General features: G+C 47.0%; 18 protein-coding genes and 1 tRNA gene. 16 read left to right on the plus strand and 3 right to left on the minus strand.

Going from position 1 to position 17027, the window contains the following annotated elements; all coding sequences use genetic code 11:
- Positions 1-154: 154 nt before the first annotated feature.
- Positions 155-230 (plus strand) — tRNA-Lys (locus VB118_04220).
- Between the two features lie 156 nt (positions 231-386).
- Here VB118_04220 and VB118_04225 read toward each other — a convergent pair.
- Both VB118_04225 and VB118_04230 read right to left on the minus strand, forming a co-directional pair.
- Entirely contained in the window at positions 387-569 is a 183-nt protein-coding gene (locus tag VB118_04225) for a hypothetical protein (GenBank protein ID MEA4831809.1), read from the minus strand.
- A 3-nt stretch (positions 570-572) separates the two neighbouring features.
- A complete protein-coding gene (locus tag VB118_04230; protein MEA4831810.1) occupies positions 573-1490 on the minus strand; it encodes a hypothetical protein in 918 nt (305 codons plus the stop codon).
- Positions 1491-1759: 269 nt separating this feature from the next.
- Here VB118_04230 and VB118_04235 point away from each other — a divergent pair, with 269 nt between their 5' ends.
- From VB118_04235 to VB118_04295, 13 genes are all read left to right on the plus strand, one after another.
- The gene (locus tag VB118_04235) at positions 1760-2362 is read left to right on the plus strand and encodes an XRE family transcriptional regulator (GenBank protein ID MEA4831811.1); all 603 of its coding nucleotides are present in this window, start codon (positions 1760-1762) and stop codon (positions 2360-2362) included.
- Between the two features lie 207 nt (positions 2363-2569).
- A complete protein-coding gene (galU, locus tag VB118_04240; GenBank protein MEA4831812.1) occupies positions 2570-3439 on the plus strand; it encodes a UTP--glucose-1-phosphate uridylyltransferase GalU in 870 nt (289 codons plus the stop codon).
- Positions 3440-3929: 490 nt separating this feature from the next.
- A complete protein-coding gene (locus tag VB118_04245; protein MEA4831813.1) occupies positions 3930-4424 on the plus strand; it encodes a dCMP deaminase family protein in 495 nt (164 codons plus the stop codon).
- A gap of 22 nt (positions 4425-4446) precedes the next feature.
- The gene (locus VB118_04250; protein MEA4831814.1) at positions 4447-4902 is read left to right on the plus strand and encodes a hypothetical protein; all 456 of its coding nucleotides are present in this window, start codon (positions 4447-4449) and stop codon (positions 4900-4902) included.
- A complete protein-coding gene (rimI, locus tag VB118_04255) occupies positions 4899-5375 on the plus strand; it encodes a ribosomal protein S18-alanine N-acetyltransferase (protein ID MEA4831815.1) in 477 nt (158 codons plus the stop codon). The genes VB118_04250 and rimI overlap by 4 nt, the downstream gene beginning before the upstream one ends.
- A 103-nt stretch (positions 5376-5478) precedes the next feature.
- On the plus strand, positions 5479-6480 hold the full coding sequence (gene tsaD, locus VB118_04260) for a tRNA (adenosine(37)-N6)-threonylcarbamoyltransferase complex transferase subunit TsaD (GenBank protein ID MEA4831816.1): 1002 nt from the start codon (positions 5479-5481) through the stop codon (positions 6478-6480).
- A 290-nt stretch (positions 6481-6770) separates the two neighbouring features.
- Entirely contained in the window at positions 6771-7487 is a 717-nt protein-coding gene (locus VB118_04265; GenBank protein ID MEA4831817.1) for a redox-sensing transcriptional repressor Rex, read from the plus strand.
- A 10-nt stretch (positions 7488-7497) separates the two neighbouring features.
- Entirely contained in the window at positions 7498-8196 is a 699-nt protein-coding gene (locus VB118_04270) for a DUF6062 family protein (protein ID MEA4831818.1), read from the plus strand.
- Positions 8193-9044: a DNA glycosylase gene (locus VB118_04275; protein MEA4831819.1), complete on the plus strand. Its 852-nt coding sequence runs from the start codon at positions 8193-8195 to the stop codon at positions 9042-9044. Before VB118_04270 ends, VB118_04275 begins: the two co-directional genes overlap by 4 nt.
- Position 9045: 1 nt before the next feature.
- Entirely contained in the window at positions 9046-9933 is an 888-nt protein-coding gene (locus VB118_04280) for a hypothetical protein (protein MEA4831820.1), read from the plus strand.
- Between the two features lie 228 nt (positions 9934-10161).
- Entirely contained in the window at positions 10162-11481 is a 1320-nt protein-coding gene (locus VB118_04285) for a DegT/DnrJ/EryC1/StrS family aminotransferase (GenBank protein MEA4831821.1), read from the plus strand.
- Positions 11482-11614: 133 nt separating this feature from the next.
- On the plus strand, positions 11615-12562 hold the full coding sequence (locus tag VB118_04290) for a TIGR01212 family radical SAM protein (protein ID MEA4831822.1): 948 nt from the start codon (positions 11615-11617) through the stop codon (positions 12560-12562).
- 4 nt (positions 12563-12566) lie between these two features.
- Positions 12567-13271 (plus strand): MgtC/SapB family protein, encoded by a 705-nt coding sequence (locus VB118_04295; protein MEA4831823.1) that lies wholly within the window; start codon positions 12567-12569, stop codon positions 13269-13271.
- A 277-nt stretch (positions 13272-13548) separates the two neighbouring features.
- Here the strand turns inward: VB118_04295 and acpP are convergent, their stop codons facing one another.
- A complete protein-coding gene (gene acpP, locus VB118_04300) occupies positions 13549-13776 on the minus strand; it encodes an acyl carrier protein (protein MEA4831824.1) in 228 nt (75 codons plus the stop codon).
- Between the two features lie 505 nt (positions 13777-14281).
- On the opposite strand from acpP, the gene VB118_04305 reads away from it, so the two are divergent.
- Positions 14282-14641 carry a metalloregulator ArsR/SmtB family transcription factor gene (locus VB118_04305; protein ID MEA4831825.1) on the plus strand — a complete coding sequence of 120 codons (360 nt, stop codon included), beginning with the start codon at positions 14282-14284 and terminating at the stop codon, positions 14639-14641.
- A 26-nt stretch (positions 14642-14667) separates the two neighbouring features.
- The gene (locus VB118_04310; GenBank protein ID MEA4831826.1) at positions 14668-16638 is read left to right on the plus strand and encodes a heavy metal translocating P-type ATPase; all 1971 of its coding nucleotides are present in this window, start codon (positions 14668-14670) and stop codon (positions 16636-16638) included.
- The last annotated feature ends 389 nt before the right edge of the window (positions 16639-17027 follow it).

Raw genomic sequence — 17027 nt, forward strand, 5'->3', positions numbered from 1 at the left:
AGCAGAATATTTGTAATAGAATAAGTATACCTCAAACAGCGTAGAATTTCAAGTAATATGAAGAAAATACGGCTTAAAAAAACATAAAAAAGCACTTGACAAACATTATAGCCTGTGATATTATATACAAGCGCGTAAAAAAGTAAACAAAAATGATCCATTAGCTCAGTTGGTAGAGCACATGACTTTTAATCATGGTGTCCGGAGTTCGACTCTCCGATGGATCACCATTAAAACACCGGGTATGAATTCATGCCCGGTGTTATTTTTTGGGTTTTTGCGTTCAGTCTATAAGCTCGTTCTGCCGATTTAATAACAAATAAGTGCCCGGCAGACATATTTCTGCCGGGCGCTCATTTTTTTATTTTTAATCAGATATCAGCTTGTCAAGCGTTCCCGGAAATTAACAGATTGATCGCTGCCTTTAGCTGTGAATTTTCCGTTTCAAGCGCATCGATTCGCTCTTCGGTCGTCGGCTGTATAACCGGTTCATTTGCTTCTTCCGATTCTAATTCCGAAATTTCACCCGCGGTCAGCTCAATGTACTTTCCGTTTATGTATTTTTTCATATTTTAAATTCCCTTCATTATGATTTTTGTTCCCGCCGGGAATACGGTCGAGCCATAGCATTCGAGCTTGAACGATGCTATGTCGGATCCGTCCCACCATGCTCTGTCGCTGATTTTGATATAAGTATTGCTGCCCCCGGCGCGCAGCATACTAATCCAGGTATCGCCTATTTTTCTAAATGTGAAGCTGGTTTGACACGGAGCGTTTGTTTTTACAAAGCCTCCCACAAGCATAGAGTACTTTGATCCGTTTATTGTGAGATATATATAAGCTGTCGAAGCTGCTGCCGCGGGAGCGTCTAAAATAATATCAAATTCGGAAAATTCGCCTATATTCGTATATTCTATACTGTTTACCGCCTCGTCAAGAATTTCGGAACGTATGTAAGCGCCTATCTCTCGATTGAGAACTCCGGCAAGAACGGCATTGAATTCAGCTTCCGTTCCCGCATATCCGCCGCTGTACGCGGATTCATACGCGCTTTTTCCGTTAAATCGTCCCGCTTCGGCATCCGCGCATACTGACAGCGCGATACTTTCCGCTTTCTGGGCTATTTCACGCAGCTGAGACGAAACGGAAGGAGTCGGAGGCTCGGGCTCTGCATCGGCAGGAGCGGGAACATTGATGATATGAAGGCAAACCGCGCGGCTGATAATAATATTTTCGCCTGCCGAACCGACAACGGTCATTGTTCCGTATCCGCCGGAAGCGGTAAATTCCTTCGGGACATCGACAGGCTCGCCCCTATACAGCACTGTCACACCCTCCGTTTTGTCAGGAGGATAAAAGCAAAGGCTTATGTCAAGTCCGTCCCAATCTTTTGAAAGCGACAGCTCGATTTTTTCAAATCCGTATGTTCCGCGTGTGCAAAGCTCCGCGGCTTCAGGATATATTGCGTATTTATCAAGAGTTAATATCATTTAAATTCCTTTCTGTGTTTTGCGACATATATTAGCCACACTATTACTATATCATGTTATTCGCCATAAGTCAATAGAAATACTATTATATTCTGATAATATTTTTTATTATGCTTGACATATAATAGCCTTGCTAATATAATATTTATTGTTTACCCTGCGTTTATATAATTACCGCCTAAAGATAGAAAAGTCTCTGATATATGGGTTCCCTATCTTATAAGACAATGATTATTTAAATTAAAAATTTATCAAAGGATAATACGCCCATGAACGATCAGGCCGGCAACATACGCGCTCTGCGCCGACGCTCGGGGTTATCCCAGAGCGAATTCGCGGCAAGAATCGGCGTCCATCAGACCGCCGTCAGCCAATGGGAAACCGGACGCACCGCCCCCGACTCGGCAACTGCAAAAAAAATCGCCAAATTATTCGGCACAGACATCGGCTATATTCTCGGCGTCTCATATGTAAAAGAAGCGGTCAGGATTCCGGTGCTCGGATCTGTCGCTGCCGGCATTCCGATGTCAGCTGTCGAGGATATCCTTGATTTTGAGGAAATATCGGCGGAAACTGCCGCACGCGGCGAATATTTTGCGCTAAGAATAAAAGGCGACAGCATGGAGCCTAAAATTTCCGACGGCGATGTTGTGATCGTCAGAAGCTGTTCCGACTGCGATTCAGGTAAAACGGTGATTGCATTGATCGGTAACGGAGAAGCAACATGTAAAAAGCTGAAGAAGACATCGGAAGGTATTTTTCTCATTTCGATGAACACGGCTTATGAACCTATTTTTTTTTCAAATCGTGATATTCACTCGCTCCCTGTCGTGATCCTCGGCGCCGTTGAAGAGCTTCGGGCGAAATTATGACTGTACGCGCTAAAGTAACTCACAAATACGTCGCTATTAAGTATTGAAAAACTCATGCGTATGATATATAATGGTAACATCTTTGCTGATTGTTGATCGCGCGTCTGCTTATTCGGTATAATAATATTTTAGAAAATTTTATTGCTAAGCGGCAGTCGTTTATTAATAATTTAAAAAATAATACAAATATACAGGAGGAACTATTAAATGAAAATCACAAAAGCTGTAATTCCCGCGGCAGGGCTCGGGACGAGAATGCTGCCCGCCGCTAAAGCTGTTCCGAAGGAAATGATGCCGATAGTGGACGAGCCTGCCATCCAGTATCTTGTCGAAGAGGCTGTTAAATCCGGAATAACTGACATACTTATAATCACAAACCGCGATAAAGACGCGATAGAGGATTATTTTGATTATTCTCCCGAATATGAAACAAGGCTGACCGCTTCCGGAAAAACCGAAATGCTCGAAAGAATCAGACGGGTGGCAAATCTCGCCAACATCCAGTTTGTTCGCCAGAAACAGGCGAAGGGTCTCGGACACGCGGTCCGCTGTGCCAAGAGCTTCGTCGGAAACGAGCCGTTCGCGGTCATGTACGGAGACGATATAATCGACGCCGCGAAGCCGACCGTAGGCGAAATGATAAAGCTTTATGAAAAGTATGAGCTGCCGGTCCTCGGCGTTCAGACCGTTTCGCGCGAGCAGATCAAAAAATACTGCACGCTCGACGCGGCAAAGCTCGCGGACAGAGTCTATAAAGTGAAGGATATGATAGAAAAGCCGACCGAGGAACAGATAATCACTCAGCTCGCCATCCTCGGCAGAGTGCTGCTTACCCCGGATATATTCGATATAATCGATCACACATTGCCCGGCGCGGGCGGAGAGATACAGCTGACAGACGCCATGGCAGAGATCGCCCGTGCGCGCGGCATGATCGCATACGAATTTGACGGCGTGCGCCATGACATGGGCAGCAAGCTCGGATTCCTGATCGCGAACGTTTCGATGGGTGTAAAAAATCCCGAAATCGGATCGGATTTTAAAAAATGGCTAAAGGAATTTGCGTCAGAACTGTAAGCTGAAGGTTTGTGAGACTTCAAAAAGCAAATTCTGGGTTAAAAATTAATATGTAGGATATCAATAATCGACCCGACAAATTTTAATGTTTCATATTCATACACAGCAGCCTTTCCCTCTAATATAGGGGCGACCTTTGGTCGTCCGTTCGATTTCTTCCCGATACAGTATAAATTGTTATAGCGATTTGCAATTTTAAAAGTGGGAAAAGGAGCGGAACCAAAAACTTTGCGCCGTTCAAGTTTCCGCCCCTTCTCCCCCTTAAGCCCCCCTCCTTTTGGCTTATAGGGCAGATGTCATCCCTGCCAGTTCCAAATGCGCTTTGTATATAAACAAGTCGCGAATTATATCCGGAAGTTAAAGTTTTAACATATATGATAAGGGCAGCTTTTTAACTGACAACTTCGAGTAAGTAAAATAAGCCAAATACGAATTGCAAATTATGAAAAGGGTATCATTCCATTAAATTATAGAAAACGACGGTGATTATATGAATGCCGAAAGAAGATCAAAGGAAAACTATTATCTCGATATCGCTCAGGCTGTCGCGGAGCGAAGCACCTGCTTGAGAAAAAAATACGGCGCCATAATAGTGAAAAACGATTCCATTGTATCAACCGGATATGTCGGCGCGCCGCGCGGACGCAAAAACTGCTGCGACCTCAACTATTGCCAGCGCGAAAAGCTTAATGTGCCGCGTGGAGAAAGATACGAGCTGTGCCGCTCCGTACACGCGGAGGCAAACGCGATAATAGCGGCAAGCCGCGAGGAAATGCTCGGCGCGACGCTTTATCTTACCAGTATCGATGTCAAAACAGGCGAACTCATTCCAGATGCCTGCTGCTGTCAGATGTGCAAAAGGCTCGTGATCAACGCGGGAATCGAAAAAGTCATAATAAGAAACTCCACTGATGAATATACCGTCTACAATGTCAGCGATTGGGTCGACGACGATGACAGCCTTTCCGGCACCTTCGGATACTGAAGCTTATAATCGGAGAAAACTGATGAAAATACTGTTCGTCTGCTCCCAGAATACCTGCCGCAGCCCGATGGCACAGGCGATTGCCACACAGCTTTATGCGAAATCTGTCAAAGCTGAAGACAAACCGGAATTCGAATTCGATTCGGCGGGAATAGACACATTCGGCGCCTCTGACATTGCCGCGAACGCCAAAAAAGCGATATACGGGCTTTACGGCATCATGTTCGCGCACCGTCCGCAGACGCTCACAAAGGAGCTTATCGATAAAAGCGACCTCGTCATTGCAATATCTCAAAGACATTTATTATATATAAAGCAAAAATTCGGTGCCGGGCTTGAAAACGAATCAAAGCTCACAGTGATGCCGGAGGATATACCGGATCCGTTCGGCATGTCTGAGGAAGCGTATCTCATGTGCGCTCAGGAAATCGAACGCGGGATAAAAACGCTTTTCGGAAAGCTGGGCATATTAAAATGAGTGATTCAGCCGTGAATCAAATAAGGCTTGAGCCGGTTTCAATATCGCATGCCGCTTTGATCAGTGAAGCGGAAAAAAGGATCTTCACCTCTCCATGGAGCGAAAACGATATTTTACGCCTTTGCGAAGAAATGTGTTGCACTGCAACACGTGTGATCGGCTTCTGCGCATACCTCGGAGACAGCTTTTCCGGTTACGCCACAATGTACTGCGTGGCCGGAGAAGGTCAGATAAACAACATTGCCGTTTTGCCGCAATTCAGGAGAAAAGGCGTCGGAAACGCGCTTCTCACGGAGCTTTGCGGCGCGGCGCGCCGAGCTGAGCTTGACGTTATGTTTCTCGAGGTCAGAAGGTCGAATTTCGCCGCGATGTCTCTTTATGAAAAACACGGCTTTGTCCGGATCGGCGAGAGAAGGGGCTTTTATACCGCACCGGTTGAGGACGCTATTTTATTAAAACGGCAATTAAAATAATAGCTGTTTTATGTGACATGTGACTCACGAGCGGTGATTATTTAAATGCCGAGTTAATAAAGCTAATAAATTGCCGCATTAATTATAAAAAGGAACTCATAAATTGAATATCCTCGCAATAGAAAGCTCGTGCGACGAAACGGCCGCGGCCGTCGTGGCCGACGGAAGAAGGATCATATCCAGCGTCGTGCTGTCGCAGATAGACATTCATAAAAAATATGGCGGCGTTGTGCCGGAAATTGCCTCCCGTGCTCACACCGAGGCTGTTTCCGGTCTTGTTTCGGACGCTTTGGAACAGGCCGGAGCGACATTTGCGGATATTGAAGCCGTCGCCGCAACCGCTCAGCCGGGCCTTATCGGCGCGCTGTTGGTCGGAATGAACTTCGGAAAGGCTCTGGCGTATTCCGCGGGCAAGCCGTTCATTCCGGTCAATCATATAAGAGGTCACATCGCCGCGTCATATCTTGCGTTTCCTTCGCTTGAGCCGCCTTTTCTGGCGCTCGTCTTGTCCGGAGGGCACACATCGATGATCAAGGTCGCGGACTATACGCGTTTTGAGGTGATCGGTCACACGCGCGACGACGCGGCCGGCGAAGCCTTCGACAAGGTGGCGCGCGTTATGGGGATGCCTTATCCCGGAGGGAAGGAAATGGACTCCGCCGCGTCGCTCGGCACTCCCGGAAAATATTCTTTTCCGTCTCCCGCGGTCAAAGATTCTCCGTTTGAATTCTCGTTTTCGGGTCTTAAAACCGCCGTCATCAACCGCCTGAACAACGATGCCCAGCGAAAGATTCCCATACAGGTTCCGGATATCGCACGTTCGTTTACAGACTCCGTTGTTTCGGCTTTAGTATCTCGCTCGGAAAACGCGTTCAGATATACCGGATGCGGCACGCTCGTGCTGTGCGGCGGCGTATCCGCCAACAGCCATATACGATCCGCCTTCGCCTCTCTCGCGCAGAGAAAAGGTCTCCGTCTCTGCGTCCCTCCCGTATCGCTGTGCGGAGATAACGCCGCGATGATCGGAGCACAGGCCTACTATGAATTTCTCGCCGGAAATGTCGGCTCGATTTCCTCAAACGCGTCCGCTGATGCCGAAATATGATAAAATCAGCCAGGCTTTACAACGGGATAAAACCGTTCCAATTTACAATAAACGTTCAATAAAAAACACACCTTCGGCAAAAAAGTTTTCCACAGCCTGTGGAAAAGCCTGTTGAGTACGCGCTTCTATCGTGACTTTTCGATTAAAAATCGCCATTCTGATGAATTAAGCCTGTGGAAAACCATGTGGTAATTGTGGAAAGGTTATACAGCAGGCTTAAAATAAAGGTTTACAAATATACCCGCCGGACTTATGCGGATATCAGACAAGCATAAAAGTAAGGTGCCAAAATGATGAATAATACCGAAAAACCGGCCGTTTTGCCCGATATCTCTGACACCGGCGTGAAAACGGCAAAAAAAAGCATTTCCCCGGCGGTGATCCGCCGTCTTCCGCGTTATTACCGTTATCTCGGAGAGCTTTTAAAAAACGGAATAACAAGAATTTCATCGCGTGAGTTATCAGAGAGAATGAGCGTGACCGCAAGTCAGATACGTCAGGATCTCAACTGTTTCGGCGGCTTCGGAAAATACGGCTACGGATATGATGTGGCGCTGCTGCATGAAGCGATCGCGGAGATTCTCGGCATAAAGAATGCGTATTCAGCCGTAATAATCGGCGCGGGAAAATTAGGCAACGCGCTGGCCAACCATTCGCTGTTTTCAAAGAGCGGGGTCAAGGTCATTGCGTTGTTTGACGTCAACCCGGAGATAATCGGCAGATCGGTTGCCGGTGTCGATGTGCTACCGATGGATTCGCTCGAAAGCTTCTGCCGCGGCAAGAAAATAAATCTGGCGGTTCTTACGCTGCCTAAATCCGAAACCCAGGCGGCGGCCGTCCGGCTCGCGAAGCTCGGGATATACGGATTTTGGAATTTTGCGAACATGGAGCTGGCTCTTCCAGATTATCCGGATGTCAGGATAGAAAACGTTCATATAGGCGATTCGCTGATGCGCCTGTGTTATGCCATGGCAAACGGAGAAAAGGGCGAGATAATAGAAAATTAGAGGATATTCCATGGAAAAGATATATACAATACCCGTAAACGAAGCCTTTGAGATATCAGACGGATGTCCTTTCTGCAGGATGTATGAAAAGCTTGAGTCAAGCGAGATTGAGCTCATTCTCGGCGCTTCGCTGATGGAGCCGGACATAAGAACAAAAACAAACAAGCTGGGCTTTTGCCGGAAGCATTATGATCAAATGCTTTCCGGTAAAAACAGGCTTGGTCTGGCGCTCATGCTGGACAGCCATCTTGATTGTGTACGCGAAGCGGTTCTCTTCAAGTCCTTTTTGGGTCTGATACGCGAGAATACGGAAAAAATTGCCGATAACGCAAAAGCGATCGCGGATTCATGCTATATATGCGGTAAAATTGATATGCATCTTACAAAAATGTTTGAAACCTCGATGCTTTTATGGGACGCCGACCCGGATTTCCGGAAAAAATTCGATGCCCAGCCGTTTTTCTGCATCCCACATTATTCGCAAATGATGCGGATATCAAAAGCATATATATCAAAAAAGAAGCTTCCGGATTTCGCGGCGGCCGCTCAGCATATTCAGAGTGTTTATATCGGAGAGCTGGAGAAAGACATTGACTGGTTCTGCAAAAAGTTTGATTACCGTTTTAAGGACGAACCGTGGAACAACAGCCGAGATGCCGTTGAACGCGCGGCGTCATTCCTTTCAGGAAAGGCCGGCGCATTAAAATGATATCCCGGCAATATATATACGACATAGCTCCTCTTGAGGATTTCGATATCAGGCTGATTTTTGAATGCGGACAGTCTTTCCGCTTTTTCCCCGCCGAAAGAGACGGCAGACAAGGATATGAGGGCGTCGCCGCAGGCAGCTTTATACGCGCGGAAAAAGCGCGTGACGGCTGTATCCGTGTTGTCAGCGACGCCGGAAAACAATTTATCGACGAATATTTCGATATGAGCACGGACTATTCATGTGTCCGCAGCGATATACTTGCTCACAGCATGCAAAACGCGGCGCTTTACGACACAATGACCCGTGCCATGAAGGCCGGAACCGGCATACGAATACTGCATCAGGAGCCGTTTGAAACGCTTATCAGCTTTATCACTTCGCAAAATAACAACATCCCGCGCATACGCTCGCTCATCGCCCGCCTTTGCCGCGAGCTTGGAAACGGCTTCGAGTCGCCATATGGCGAGACTGTTTATGCCTTTCCGACAGCGGAGGCAGTGGCTTCAGCAGGTGAAAAGGCGCTTTTGGATATGAAATTCGGATTCAGAGCAAAATACATCGCCCGCTGTGCCGAAACCGTTGCTTCCGGGCGGTTTGACTTATCATCCGTCAGCGGGCTGAGGGACGATGAAGCGCGCATGGAGCTTATGACGCTTTATGGCGTTGGACCGAAGGTTGCGAACTGCGTATTGTTATTCGGATACGCGCGGAAGGATATGTTCCCGGTCGATGTGTGGATAAAACGCGCAATAAATACCCGGTTTGGCGGAACGCTTCCGGATTTCGGAGCATATGCGGGAATTGCGCAGCAATACATATTCAACAATGAAAGAAACGAGATTTAAAATGAGCGCAAGCGAAATAACGATCGCGTTCCGATGCGGAGCATGCGGAATGACTACAATTGAAAAGCTTAATATTTTTGAGCTTTCAGGAGGGCGTAAAATATTCAAATGCGACTGCGGTCAAAGCACTCTGGCAATAGAAACAGCCTCTGACAACAAGCTGAGGATTACCGCGCCTTGCATCGTATGTGAAAATCCGCACAGATTCACGGTCGCGCCATCTCTTGTTTTCGGTAAAGAACTGTTCCTGCTGCAGTGCCCGTATACGGGCGTCGATGTCGTGTTTGTCGGAGAAAAAAAGCAGGTTGAAAAGGCGCTTGACATATCCGACAAGCTGCTTCAGACCCTGATAGACGAAAACTTTGACGACGGGCTCAGCACAGAAGATGAGGCCGATGACATTGACGGCGACGAAGACGGCGACGAAGACGGCGATGACAACGATTATGAAAATGAAGACGAAGATGACCTTGATTTTGACGACGACGCCTTTGACGACGAATGCGAAAAAAGGCGGGGGTCTCTGAACGAGCAAAAAAACGGTATCGGAGAGAATCATAATTGCAATTGCAATCATGATTTTAATAATAATAATAACCGCGAAGCCGGGGAAATAAAAGCGGAAGAAGGCAAAAAGCCGAAAGCGCCGCATGACATTTCCGAATGCGATAATCCCGTGATTACCGGCGAAGTTATGTATCTTTTGCGGGACATGGTGACCGACGGCGCGCTCAGGTGCTCGTGCGGCGGTAAAAAACTTGCCATCGGCATCGGATATGACAGCCTTGTCATATCCTGCCCCTCCTGCGGCAGGATGAAAAAGCTCTTTACACGTTCCGAAAGCGATCGCGCGAAAGTGGAAGAGCTTGACAGCCTCACCCTTGAATAGAAATATTGTAAATGCGGACGGCGCAGGGCTTGACTAATCAGCAAAATGACCGAAAAAGGCTCCGCCTATTATTAAACTTAGTCTATATTTTTAAGCAAAAAACACAAAATCCCTTGACTTTTATATGCAAAAATGATAAAGTAAACAATGAAGATGAAATGTTTTATGCTTGCTTCGCGCCAAAAGGGGCGACTGAGCAGGTAAATAACGATACATAAGGAGTAAGTTATGTCTAAACTTGCATTATTGGGCGGAGAAAAAGCCGTCAAGCACAGCACAGGCGAAGTTGCCACACTCCCTCTTGTTCCGGAAAAGGCATATGTAACCGTTGAACGTTTGATGAGAGCCGGAGAAATCTCAACTTCTCCGATAGTAGGACAATTTGAAAAGAGATTTTGCGATTTCATTGGCGTAAAATATGGTATATGCGTTCCCAACGGAACTACCTCCATTCAGGCAGGTCTTTTTGCGGTCGGCGTCGGCCCCGGAGATGAGGTAATCGTTCCTTCGTTTACTTTCTGGGCGTCGGTCGGTCCCGTCGTTGTCAACAACGCCACCCCGATATTTGCGGAGGTTGATTATGACTCTCATAACCTTACCGCGGAAACAATCGAGCCCCATATCACCTCTAAAACAAAAGCTATCGTGGTCGTCCACGTCTGGGGCACCCCGGTAGATTTGGATCCGATCCTGGCTCTCGCGAAAAAGTATAACCTCAAAATCGTTGAAGACTGCTCTCACGCTCACGGCGCAATGTACAAGGGCAAAAAGGTCGGCTCTATCGGAGACGTAGGATGCTTCTCAATGCAGGGCTCAAAGACTCTTGCCGCCGGAGAAGCCGGAATAATGGTCACCAACAATATCAGTTATTATGAAAGGGCCTGCGCTCTCGGTTCTTACGAAAGACTTTCCGCCCTCCCCGCCGATTCTGCGTACAGACAGTATTCTCTGACCGGATTCGGTTATAAGCATCGCGTTCATCCGCTTGCAATCGCCATCGCGGACGCACAGCTCGACAATCTTGCGGAAGTCAACGCACTCCGCAATAAGAACGCCGCTTATCTTGAAAAGCTCATATCTGATCTGTCTTATATCACAGTTCAGAAGGTTCCTCAGGGTGCCGAACGTCTTTATGCATATCATTATGTCCGTTACAACCCCGAAGAACTTGAAGGGCTAAACCTCAACACCGTTCTGAGTGCCGCCGCCGCCGAAGGCGTCAGCTGCGGTTCCTGCGGATACGGTCACTTGCATACCGCTCCGCTTTATACCGGAGACGGAATCTGGGGCGGACGCAATCCGATATATCCGGAAGGATGCACATATAAAAAAGGTCAGCCGCTTCCCGTTACTGAAAAGCTCGCCGATCGCGCATTTATGCTCGCTCCCCGCTTTGAAAAGGAATGCAAGGAACACCTTGAGCAGTATTCGGAAGCATATCACAAGATTCTCGCAAATGTTGATGACCTCGTCAAATACGAAGAGGACAATAACCTTCGCGAAGTAAAGATAAAGAACGCCGGCAGAAGCGTTAATATGTATAAATAACCGCAAAACACAATGATTTAATTCCACCGCCTTAATCCGGCGGTGGAATTTTTGAAAAATATGTAGGAGCGACCATTGGCCGTCCGAATTAATAAAATGAATTTTTATTAATCCCGCCTCAAAGGATAAATATATGAAATCGCCGTTTCCTCATTCCGCCGGATTTAAGCGTTATTACACCGAAGACTATTATTTTAAATCGGTTTTCGGTGAAAAAACCGCGCGCCTTCCCATAGACGCGGGCTTCACCTGCCCGAACATCGACGGCACGAAGGGCATAGGCGGATGTATATACTGCTCCGGACGTGGCAGCGGCGACTTTTCCGCGGAAAGCGCGTTTTCCGTTACGGAACAACTTGCTCAGATGCGTGAGGCGCGTTCGTCCAAATGGGAAGTCAAAAATTATATCGCCTATTTTCAGGCACATACGAATACCTACGCGCCGCCCGAAAAGCTCAGAGCACTGTTTGATGAAGCGCTTACATTTCCCGGAGTTTGCGGAATATACATTGCAACGCGCCCGGATTGCCTTGACGGCGGCATAATTTCTCTGCTCGGGGAATACAGCGAAAAGACAAAGCTCTCGGTAGAGCTCGGGCTTCAAACCTGCAATGACGTTACAGCCGGAATTATAAACAGATGCCACACTTATTCGGATTTTCTGTGCGGCTATCAGGCGCTTAAGGATGTGGGAATCCGCGTATGCGTCCATATAATAAACGGCCTGCCAGGTGAGAATAAAGACGATATGCTGTATACCGTCAGAGAAACCGCTAAGTTAAGACCCGATGGCATAAAAATACACCTGCTTCATATTTTACGCGGAACCGCCGCGGAAGATATGCTGCGGGAAGGGAAGATCATTCCGCTTACGCTCGACGAATATGTGGATATCGTCTGCGACCAGCTTGCAATCCTGCCGCCGGATACTGTGATAGAACGAATCACCGGTGATGGAAAAAAGAATGACCTTGTGGCTCCGCTCTGGAGCCTTAAAAAGTTCGTCGTTTTAAATTCCATCGACAAAGAAATGCTCCGCCGCGACAGCTTTCAAGGCATAAAATATTATCCCGGAGAATAAAAATATGAATATTATAACTGATTTTATAAAGGGATTGAGCGAATTGAATGTTTTGACAATTATAATCAGGTCGCTTCTTGCCGTTACATGCGGAGCGGCGATCGGAATAGAGCGTGAAATAAAAAGGCGCGCCGCCGGTCTGCGGACTCATATGCTCGTGTGCCTCGGCGCAGCCATGGTAATGATGACAAACGAATATATCGTGACCGCTTTCGGCTCGGGCGATCCGACGCGTATGGCGGCGCAGGTCGTCAGTGGTATCGGCTTTCTTGGCGCCGGAACGATAATAGTGACAGGCTCAACTCATATACGTGGTCTCACTACGGCAGCCGGAATGTGGGCCGCCGCGTCGGTCGGGCTCGCGGTAGGCTCCGGGTTTTATTCCGGCGCCCTTATCGGCACGCTTATAATAACCATCATTCTCACGCTGCTCCAGCGCGCAGACCGTTATTTCTCCAACAAGAGCACATACTGTGATATATATATCGAGCTTAAAGACAGAGTTCCTCTCAGCTCATTTTTAACGGAAACAGAATCAAACGGAATGATAATAATCAGCTTTGACAAAAAGCAGCATCCGATCATATGCGACGGCAAGCCTTCCTTTATTGCGACAATTCACTGCAAAGGCACAAAATCATCGGATATACCGATAAAGGTTTCCTCCTTCGACAGCGTAGAATATGCCATCGGTATCGGAATGCAGTAAAACATAACCAAATAAAATAAAAATTCCCGGCGCGCCGTATAATCATGCGGCGCGCCGGATTTTTAAAACGTGGTAATAAAATAATTCAGGAAACTTTATATCGCAATAAAATGAGAAGCAAAGACTGCTTCCGGCAATAGATTATTAAAAGCGATGGTGCGAAAATTCGTGTTTTAAGAGGCTGTCTTTATTGCTTAGGAATAAAAAATTATACAGTTAAAGAAAAAAGGCTCTGGTACATGGAGCTTTCTCTCGTAAACGTGATATGCATTGCGAGTTATTTTTCGTTTGCTTCAATATATTCGGCTACGTTTTTCACGGTTTTAAGCTGAGGGACGTCTTCATCCGGAACGTTGACGCCGAACTTCTCTTCAATAGCCATGAGCATTTCGACAATATCTAAACTGTCCGCGCCGAGATCCTCAATAATGTTGGTGTTGTCGGTTATTGTATTAACATCAATTCTCAGCTGCTTGGCAAGCAGGTCTTTTATTTTTTCTATCATAAAAGTTCCGTTTCTCCGGCAGCAAAAAAGCCGGGTTCATAATTTATTTTCAGATTATTTTACATCTTTTCCGCAGCTTTGTCAAGAGCGAAAATACCGATGCGCATGGCGCAGGCTTGAGGTGTCAGCGGATGCACTTATAATCCGCTATATAATTTATGCTGTATTCATCGTTTTATGTTATAAAACGGAAATTATTAAACGGCAATTATATAATGTCTGTTGAAGTTTTGCAGTTGAAAAATCGGCCAAAACACTCCAAAATCATTTATTTTAGAGCTCAGTATCCATTGATTGTACATCTAAATTGGTTGAAAATCGACCAATTTAGTTGTGCAATCATTGTTTTCATCATTTTTTTACTGTTGTATGTGTTTTGTGATTGTTCGGCGGACATTATATAATACAAAAAAATTTTCGTATTTATATTGACAAAATTCAAATATAGTATTATCATATGCACATATGAGCATATGAAATAATATAATAGAAAGCAGGAAACAATATGGATGAAAACATCGATATTTTATGCGAAGAATGTGAAATTCATACGGAAATAATCAATAAAGCCGAACGGAATATGATAGATGAAAACAGCTTATACGATCTCGCGGAGCTTTTCAAGGTTTTCGGAGATTCAACGCGGATCAGGATACTTTATGCTTTGTTCGAGGCTGAAATGTGCGTCTGCGACATTGCCGGACTTTTAAACATGAATCAGTCCGCAATTTCGCATCAGCTGAGAATTTTGAAGCAGGCAGGGCTGGTAAAATACCGCCGTGAGGGTAAAGCTGTTTTTTATTCGCTTTCCGATGATCATGTCCGCACAATTCTCGGACAGGGCGCGGAGCATATCGCGGAATAAATATTTATTATGAAAAGGTGCTGATTATGAATTCAACAGATAAATCATTGAAATGCGATACGGTTAATTACGGTGGTGAAAGCTGCGCGGGAGGAGATAATTGCGGCCACTGCGATCACGATAAAGGCGAAAGCGTGAAGACCGGCTTTATCCGCGCCGGTATAAGCGTCTGCTTTTTCGCGCTCGGGCTGGCGTTTTCCGGATCGGCGGTCGCAGATTCACCATTGATAGAATTATTGATAATGCTCTCATTCCTCGCGTCATATTGCTCTGCCGGAGGAGAAACGGTTTTTAATGCGATCCGCGGATTATTCAAAGGTAAGCTTTTTGACGAGAATTTTCTTATGACCGTCGCGACTGCCGGCGCGATTGCGCTCGGAGACTATCCCGAGGCCGCCTCTGTAATGATATTGTACCGTCTTGGTGAAACGCTTTCGGATCTCGCCGTGCGGCGCTCAGAGCGATCTGTCGCCCACCTCATGGAGCTAAGGCCGCAATTTGCGAATGTTGAACGCGCCGGCTTGATTCTCCGGATCGCTCCGCGTGACATTCTTATTGGAGAAACAATCGTAATAAATCCCGGCGAGCGTGTTCCGCTTGACTGCGTCGTGATCTCCGGCGAATCGGATATAGATACCTCCGCGCTAACAGGCGAACCGATGATGCGATATGCCGGCAAAGGCATTGAGCTGATAAGCGGCTGCGTCAACGGCGAGGGTCTTTTGAAAGCCCGTGTACTGAAGCTTTATGCCGATTCTACTATTGAGAAAATTCTTGCGCTTGTGGAAAGCGCCGGATCAAAAAAAGCGCATACGGAGCGCTTTATAACACGTTTTTCGCGCGTATATACGCCTGCGGTTGTCGCGGCCGCGATCCTCATCGCATTTGTTCCTCTGCTTTTCGGAGCCGAATTCGCTCAGTGGGCACACCGGGCGCTCGTTTTTCTTGTCATTTCATGCCCCTGCGCTCTCGTCATATCAGTTCCGCTTACATATTTTGCCGGAGTCGGCGGAGCGGCAAAAAAGGGGATACTGATAAAAGGCACTACTTATATCGAGCTGCTTGCAAAAGCCTCTGTCTGCGTTTTTGATAAAACCGGAACGCTGACAAACGGTGAATTCACCGTTTCGGAGGTTTATCCGAGCGGAGTTACCGAACAGCGTCTTTTTGAGCTGCTTACCCTTGTAGAGGCACATTCAAACCATCCGATAGCGCGTTCGATTACCGCGCATATCGGAAAATCTCCCGATCTTTCGCGTATCGGAGAATACAGGATAATACCCGGACGGGGAGCTTACGCCGTAATCGACGGTAAGCCCTGTTACGCCGGAAATCTCGATTTAATGAAGGAATGCGGTGCCAATCCGCGGGATTCCGAGGTGAGGCGCGTTTCTTCAGGCGGCAGCGCGGTTTATGCCTCCTATGATGGTAAATATATAGGCTGTTGTATTATCAGCGACAGCCTTAAGCCCGATTCTGTCCGCGCCGTACGTGAATTGAAACGAGAAGGCGTTTCAATGACCGCGATGCTGACCGGAGATTCCAAAGATGAAGGCGAACGCATCGGACGCCTTATGGAGTTTGACCGTGTTTATTCGCGTCTGCTGCCCGATCAAAAGGTCGAAAAGCTTGAGGCTCTTATTTCAGAAAATGAAAATGGAAGCCTTATATATGTCGGAGACGGCATAAACGACGCGCCCGTGCTTGCGCGTGCCGACGTGGGTATGGCAATGGGGGCGCTCGGTAGCGACGCCGCCATAGAATCCGCTGACGTCGTCATCACGGATGACAATCCGCTGAAGGTTCCGCTTGCTGTCCGGCTCTCAAAGAAAACGACATCAATAGTAATGCAGAATATCATTTTTGCGTTATCCGTAAAGGCTGTTTTTATTGTCCTCGGCGCGTTCGGCATAGCGGGGATGTGGAGCGCGGTTTTCGCTGATGTCGGAGTGACGCTTATCGCGGTGCTCAACGCGGCCCGTGCGGCGCGTATATAAAAAGATGGGATGCGGGGCTCCGCTCAAGGGCTCTTTTGAAAAAGAGCCCTTGAGAATCCCAGAAAATTTTCCTTTTGAAAATTAAAATTAAAAAAGCTCATTCGGGAAAATTCCCAAATGAGTTTTAGGGGATTCTTAAGGAGCCTTTTCCAAAAAGGCCCTTAAGCGCGTCCCGCTTCGCGATCCAGAAAGGTAAGCCGGAGACTTTTTGGCGAAAAAGTTCCATACCTCCAAAAAAACTTATTTCAGATAGCCCAAAATGAGTTTTAGAGGATTCTTAAGTACCCTTTTCCAAAAGGCCCTTAAGCGTGTCCCACTTCGCGATCCAGAAAGGTAAGCCGGAGACTTTTTGGGAAAAAGTTCCATACCTCCAAAAAAACTCATTTCAG

This window comes from Oscillospiraceae bacterium, assembly GCA_034925865.1.
Classification (GTDB): domain Bacteria; phylum Bacillota; class Clostridia; order Oscillospirales; family SIG627; genus SIG704.

Coding starts and splice junctions, on each gene's coding strand:
- VB118_04230 (MEA4831810.1), bottom strand. CDS start 1,490: ATGATATTAACTCTTGATAAATACGCAATATATCCTGAAGCCGCGGAG.
- rimI (MEA4831815.1), top strand. CDS start 4,899: ATGAGTGATTCAGCCGTGAATCAAATAAGGCTTGAGCCGGTTTCAATA.
- VB118_04250 (MEA4831814.1), top strand. CDS start 4,447: ATGAAAATACTGTTCGTCTGCTCCCAGAATACCTGCCGCAGCCCGATG.
- VB118_04310 (MEA4831826.1), top strand. CDS start 14,668: ATGAATTCAACAGATAAATCATTGAAATGCGATACGGTTAATTACGGT.
- VB118_04275 (MEA4831819.1), top strand. CDS start 8,193: ATGATATCCCGGCAATATATATACGACATAGCTCCTCTTGAGGATTTC.
- VB118_04225 (MEA4831809.1), bottom strand. CDS start 569: ATGAAAAAATACATAAACGGAAAGTACATTGAGCTGACCGCGGGTGAA.
- VB118_04305 (MEA4831825.1), top strand. CDS start 14,282: ATGGATGAAAACATCGATATTTTATGCGAAGAATGTGAAATTCATACG.
- VB118_04245 (MEA4831813.1), top strand. CDS start 3,930: ATGAATGCCGAAAGAAGATCAAAGGAAAACTATTATCTCGATATCGCT.
- galU (MEA4831812.1), top strand. CDS start 2,570: ATGAAAATCACAAAAGCTGTAATTCCCGCGGCAGGGCTCGGGACGAGA.
- VB118_04270 (MEA4831818.1), top strand. CDS start 7,498: ATGGAAAAGATATATACAATACCCGTAAACGAAGCCTTTGAGATATCA.
- VB118_04265 (MEA4831817.1), top strand. CDS start 6,771: ATGATGAATAATACCGAAAAACCGGCCGTTTTGCCCGATATCTCTGAC.
- acpP (MEA4831824.1), bottom strand. CDS start 13,776: ATGATAGAAAAAATAAAAGACCTGCTTGCCAAGCAGCTGAGAATTGAT.
- VB118_04235 (MEA4831811.1), top strand. CDS start 1,760: ATGAACGATCAGGCCGGCAACATACGCGCTCTGCGCCGACGCTCGGGG.
- VB118_04280 (MEA4831820.1), top strand. CDS start 9,046: ATGAGCGCAAGCGAAATAACGATCGCGTTCCGATGCGGAGCATGCGGA.
- VB118_04290 (MEA4831822.1), top strand. CDS start 11,615: ATGAAATCGCCGTTTCCTCATTCCGCCGGATTTAAGCGTTATTACACC.
- VB118_04295 (MEA4831823.1), top strand. CDS start 12,567: ATGAATATTATAACTGATTTTATAAAGGGATTGAGCGAATTGAATGTT.
- VB118_04285 (MEA4831821.1), top strand. CDS start 10,162: ATGTCTAAACTTGCATTATTGGGCGGAGAAAAAGCCGTCAAGCACAGC.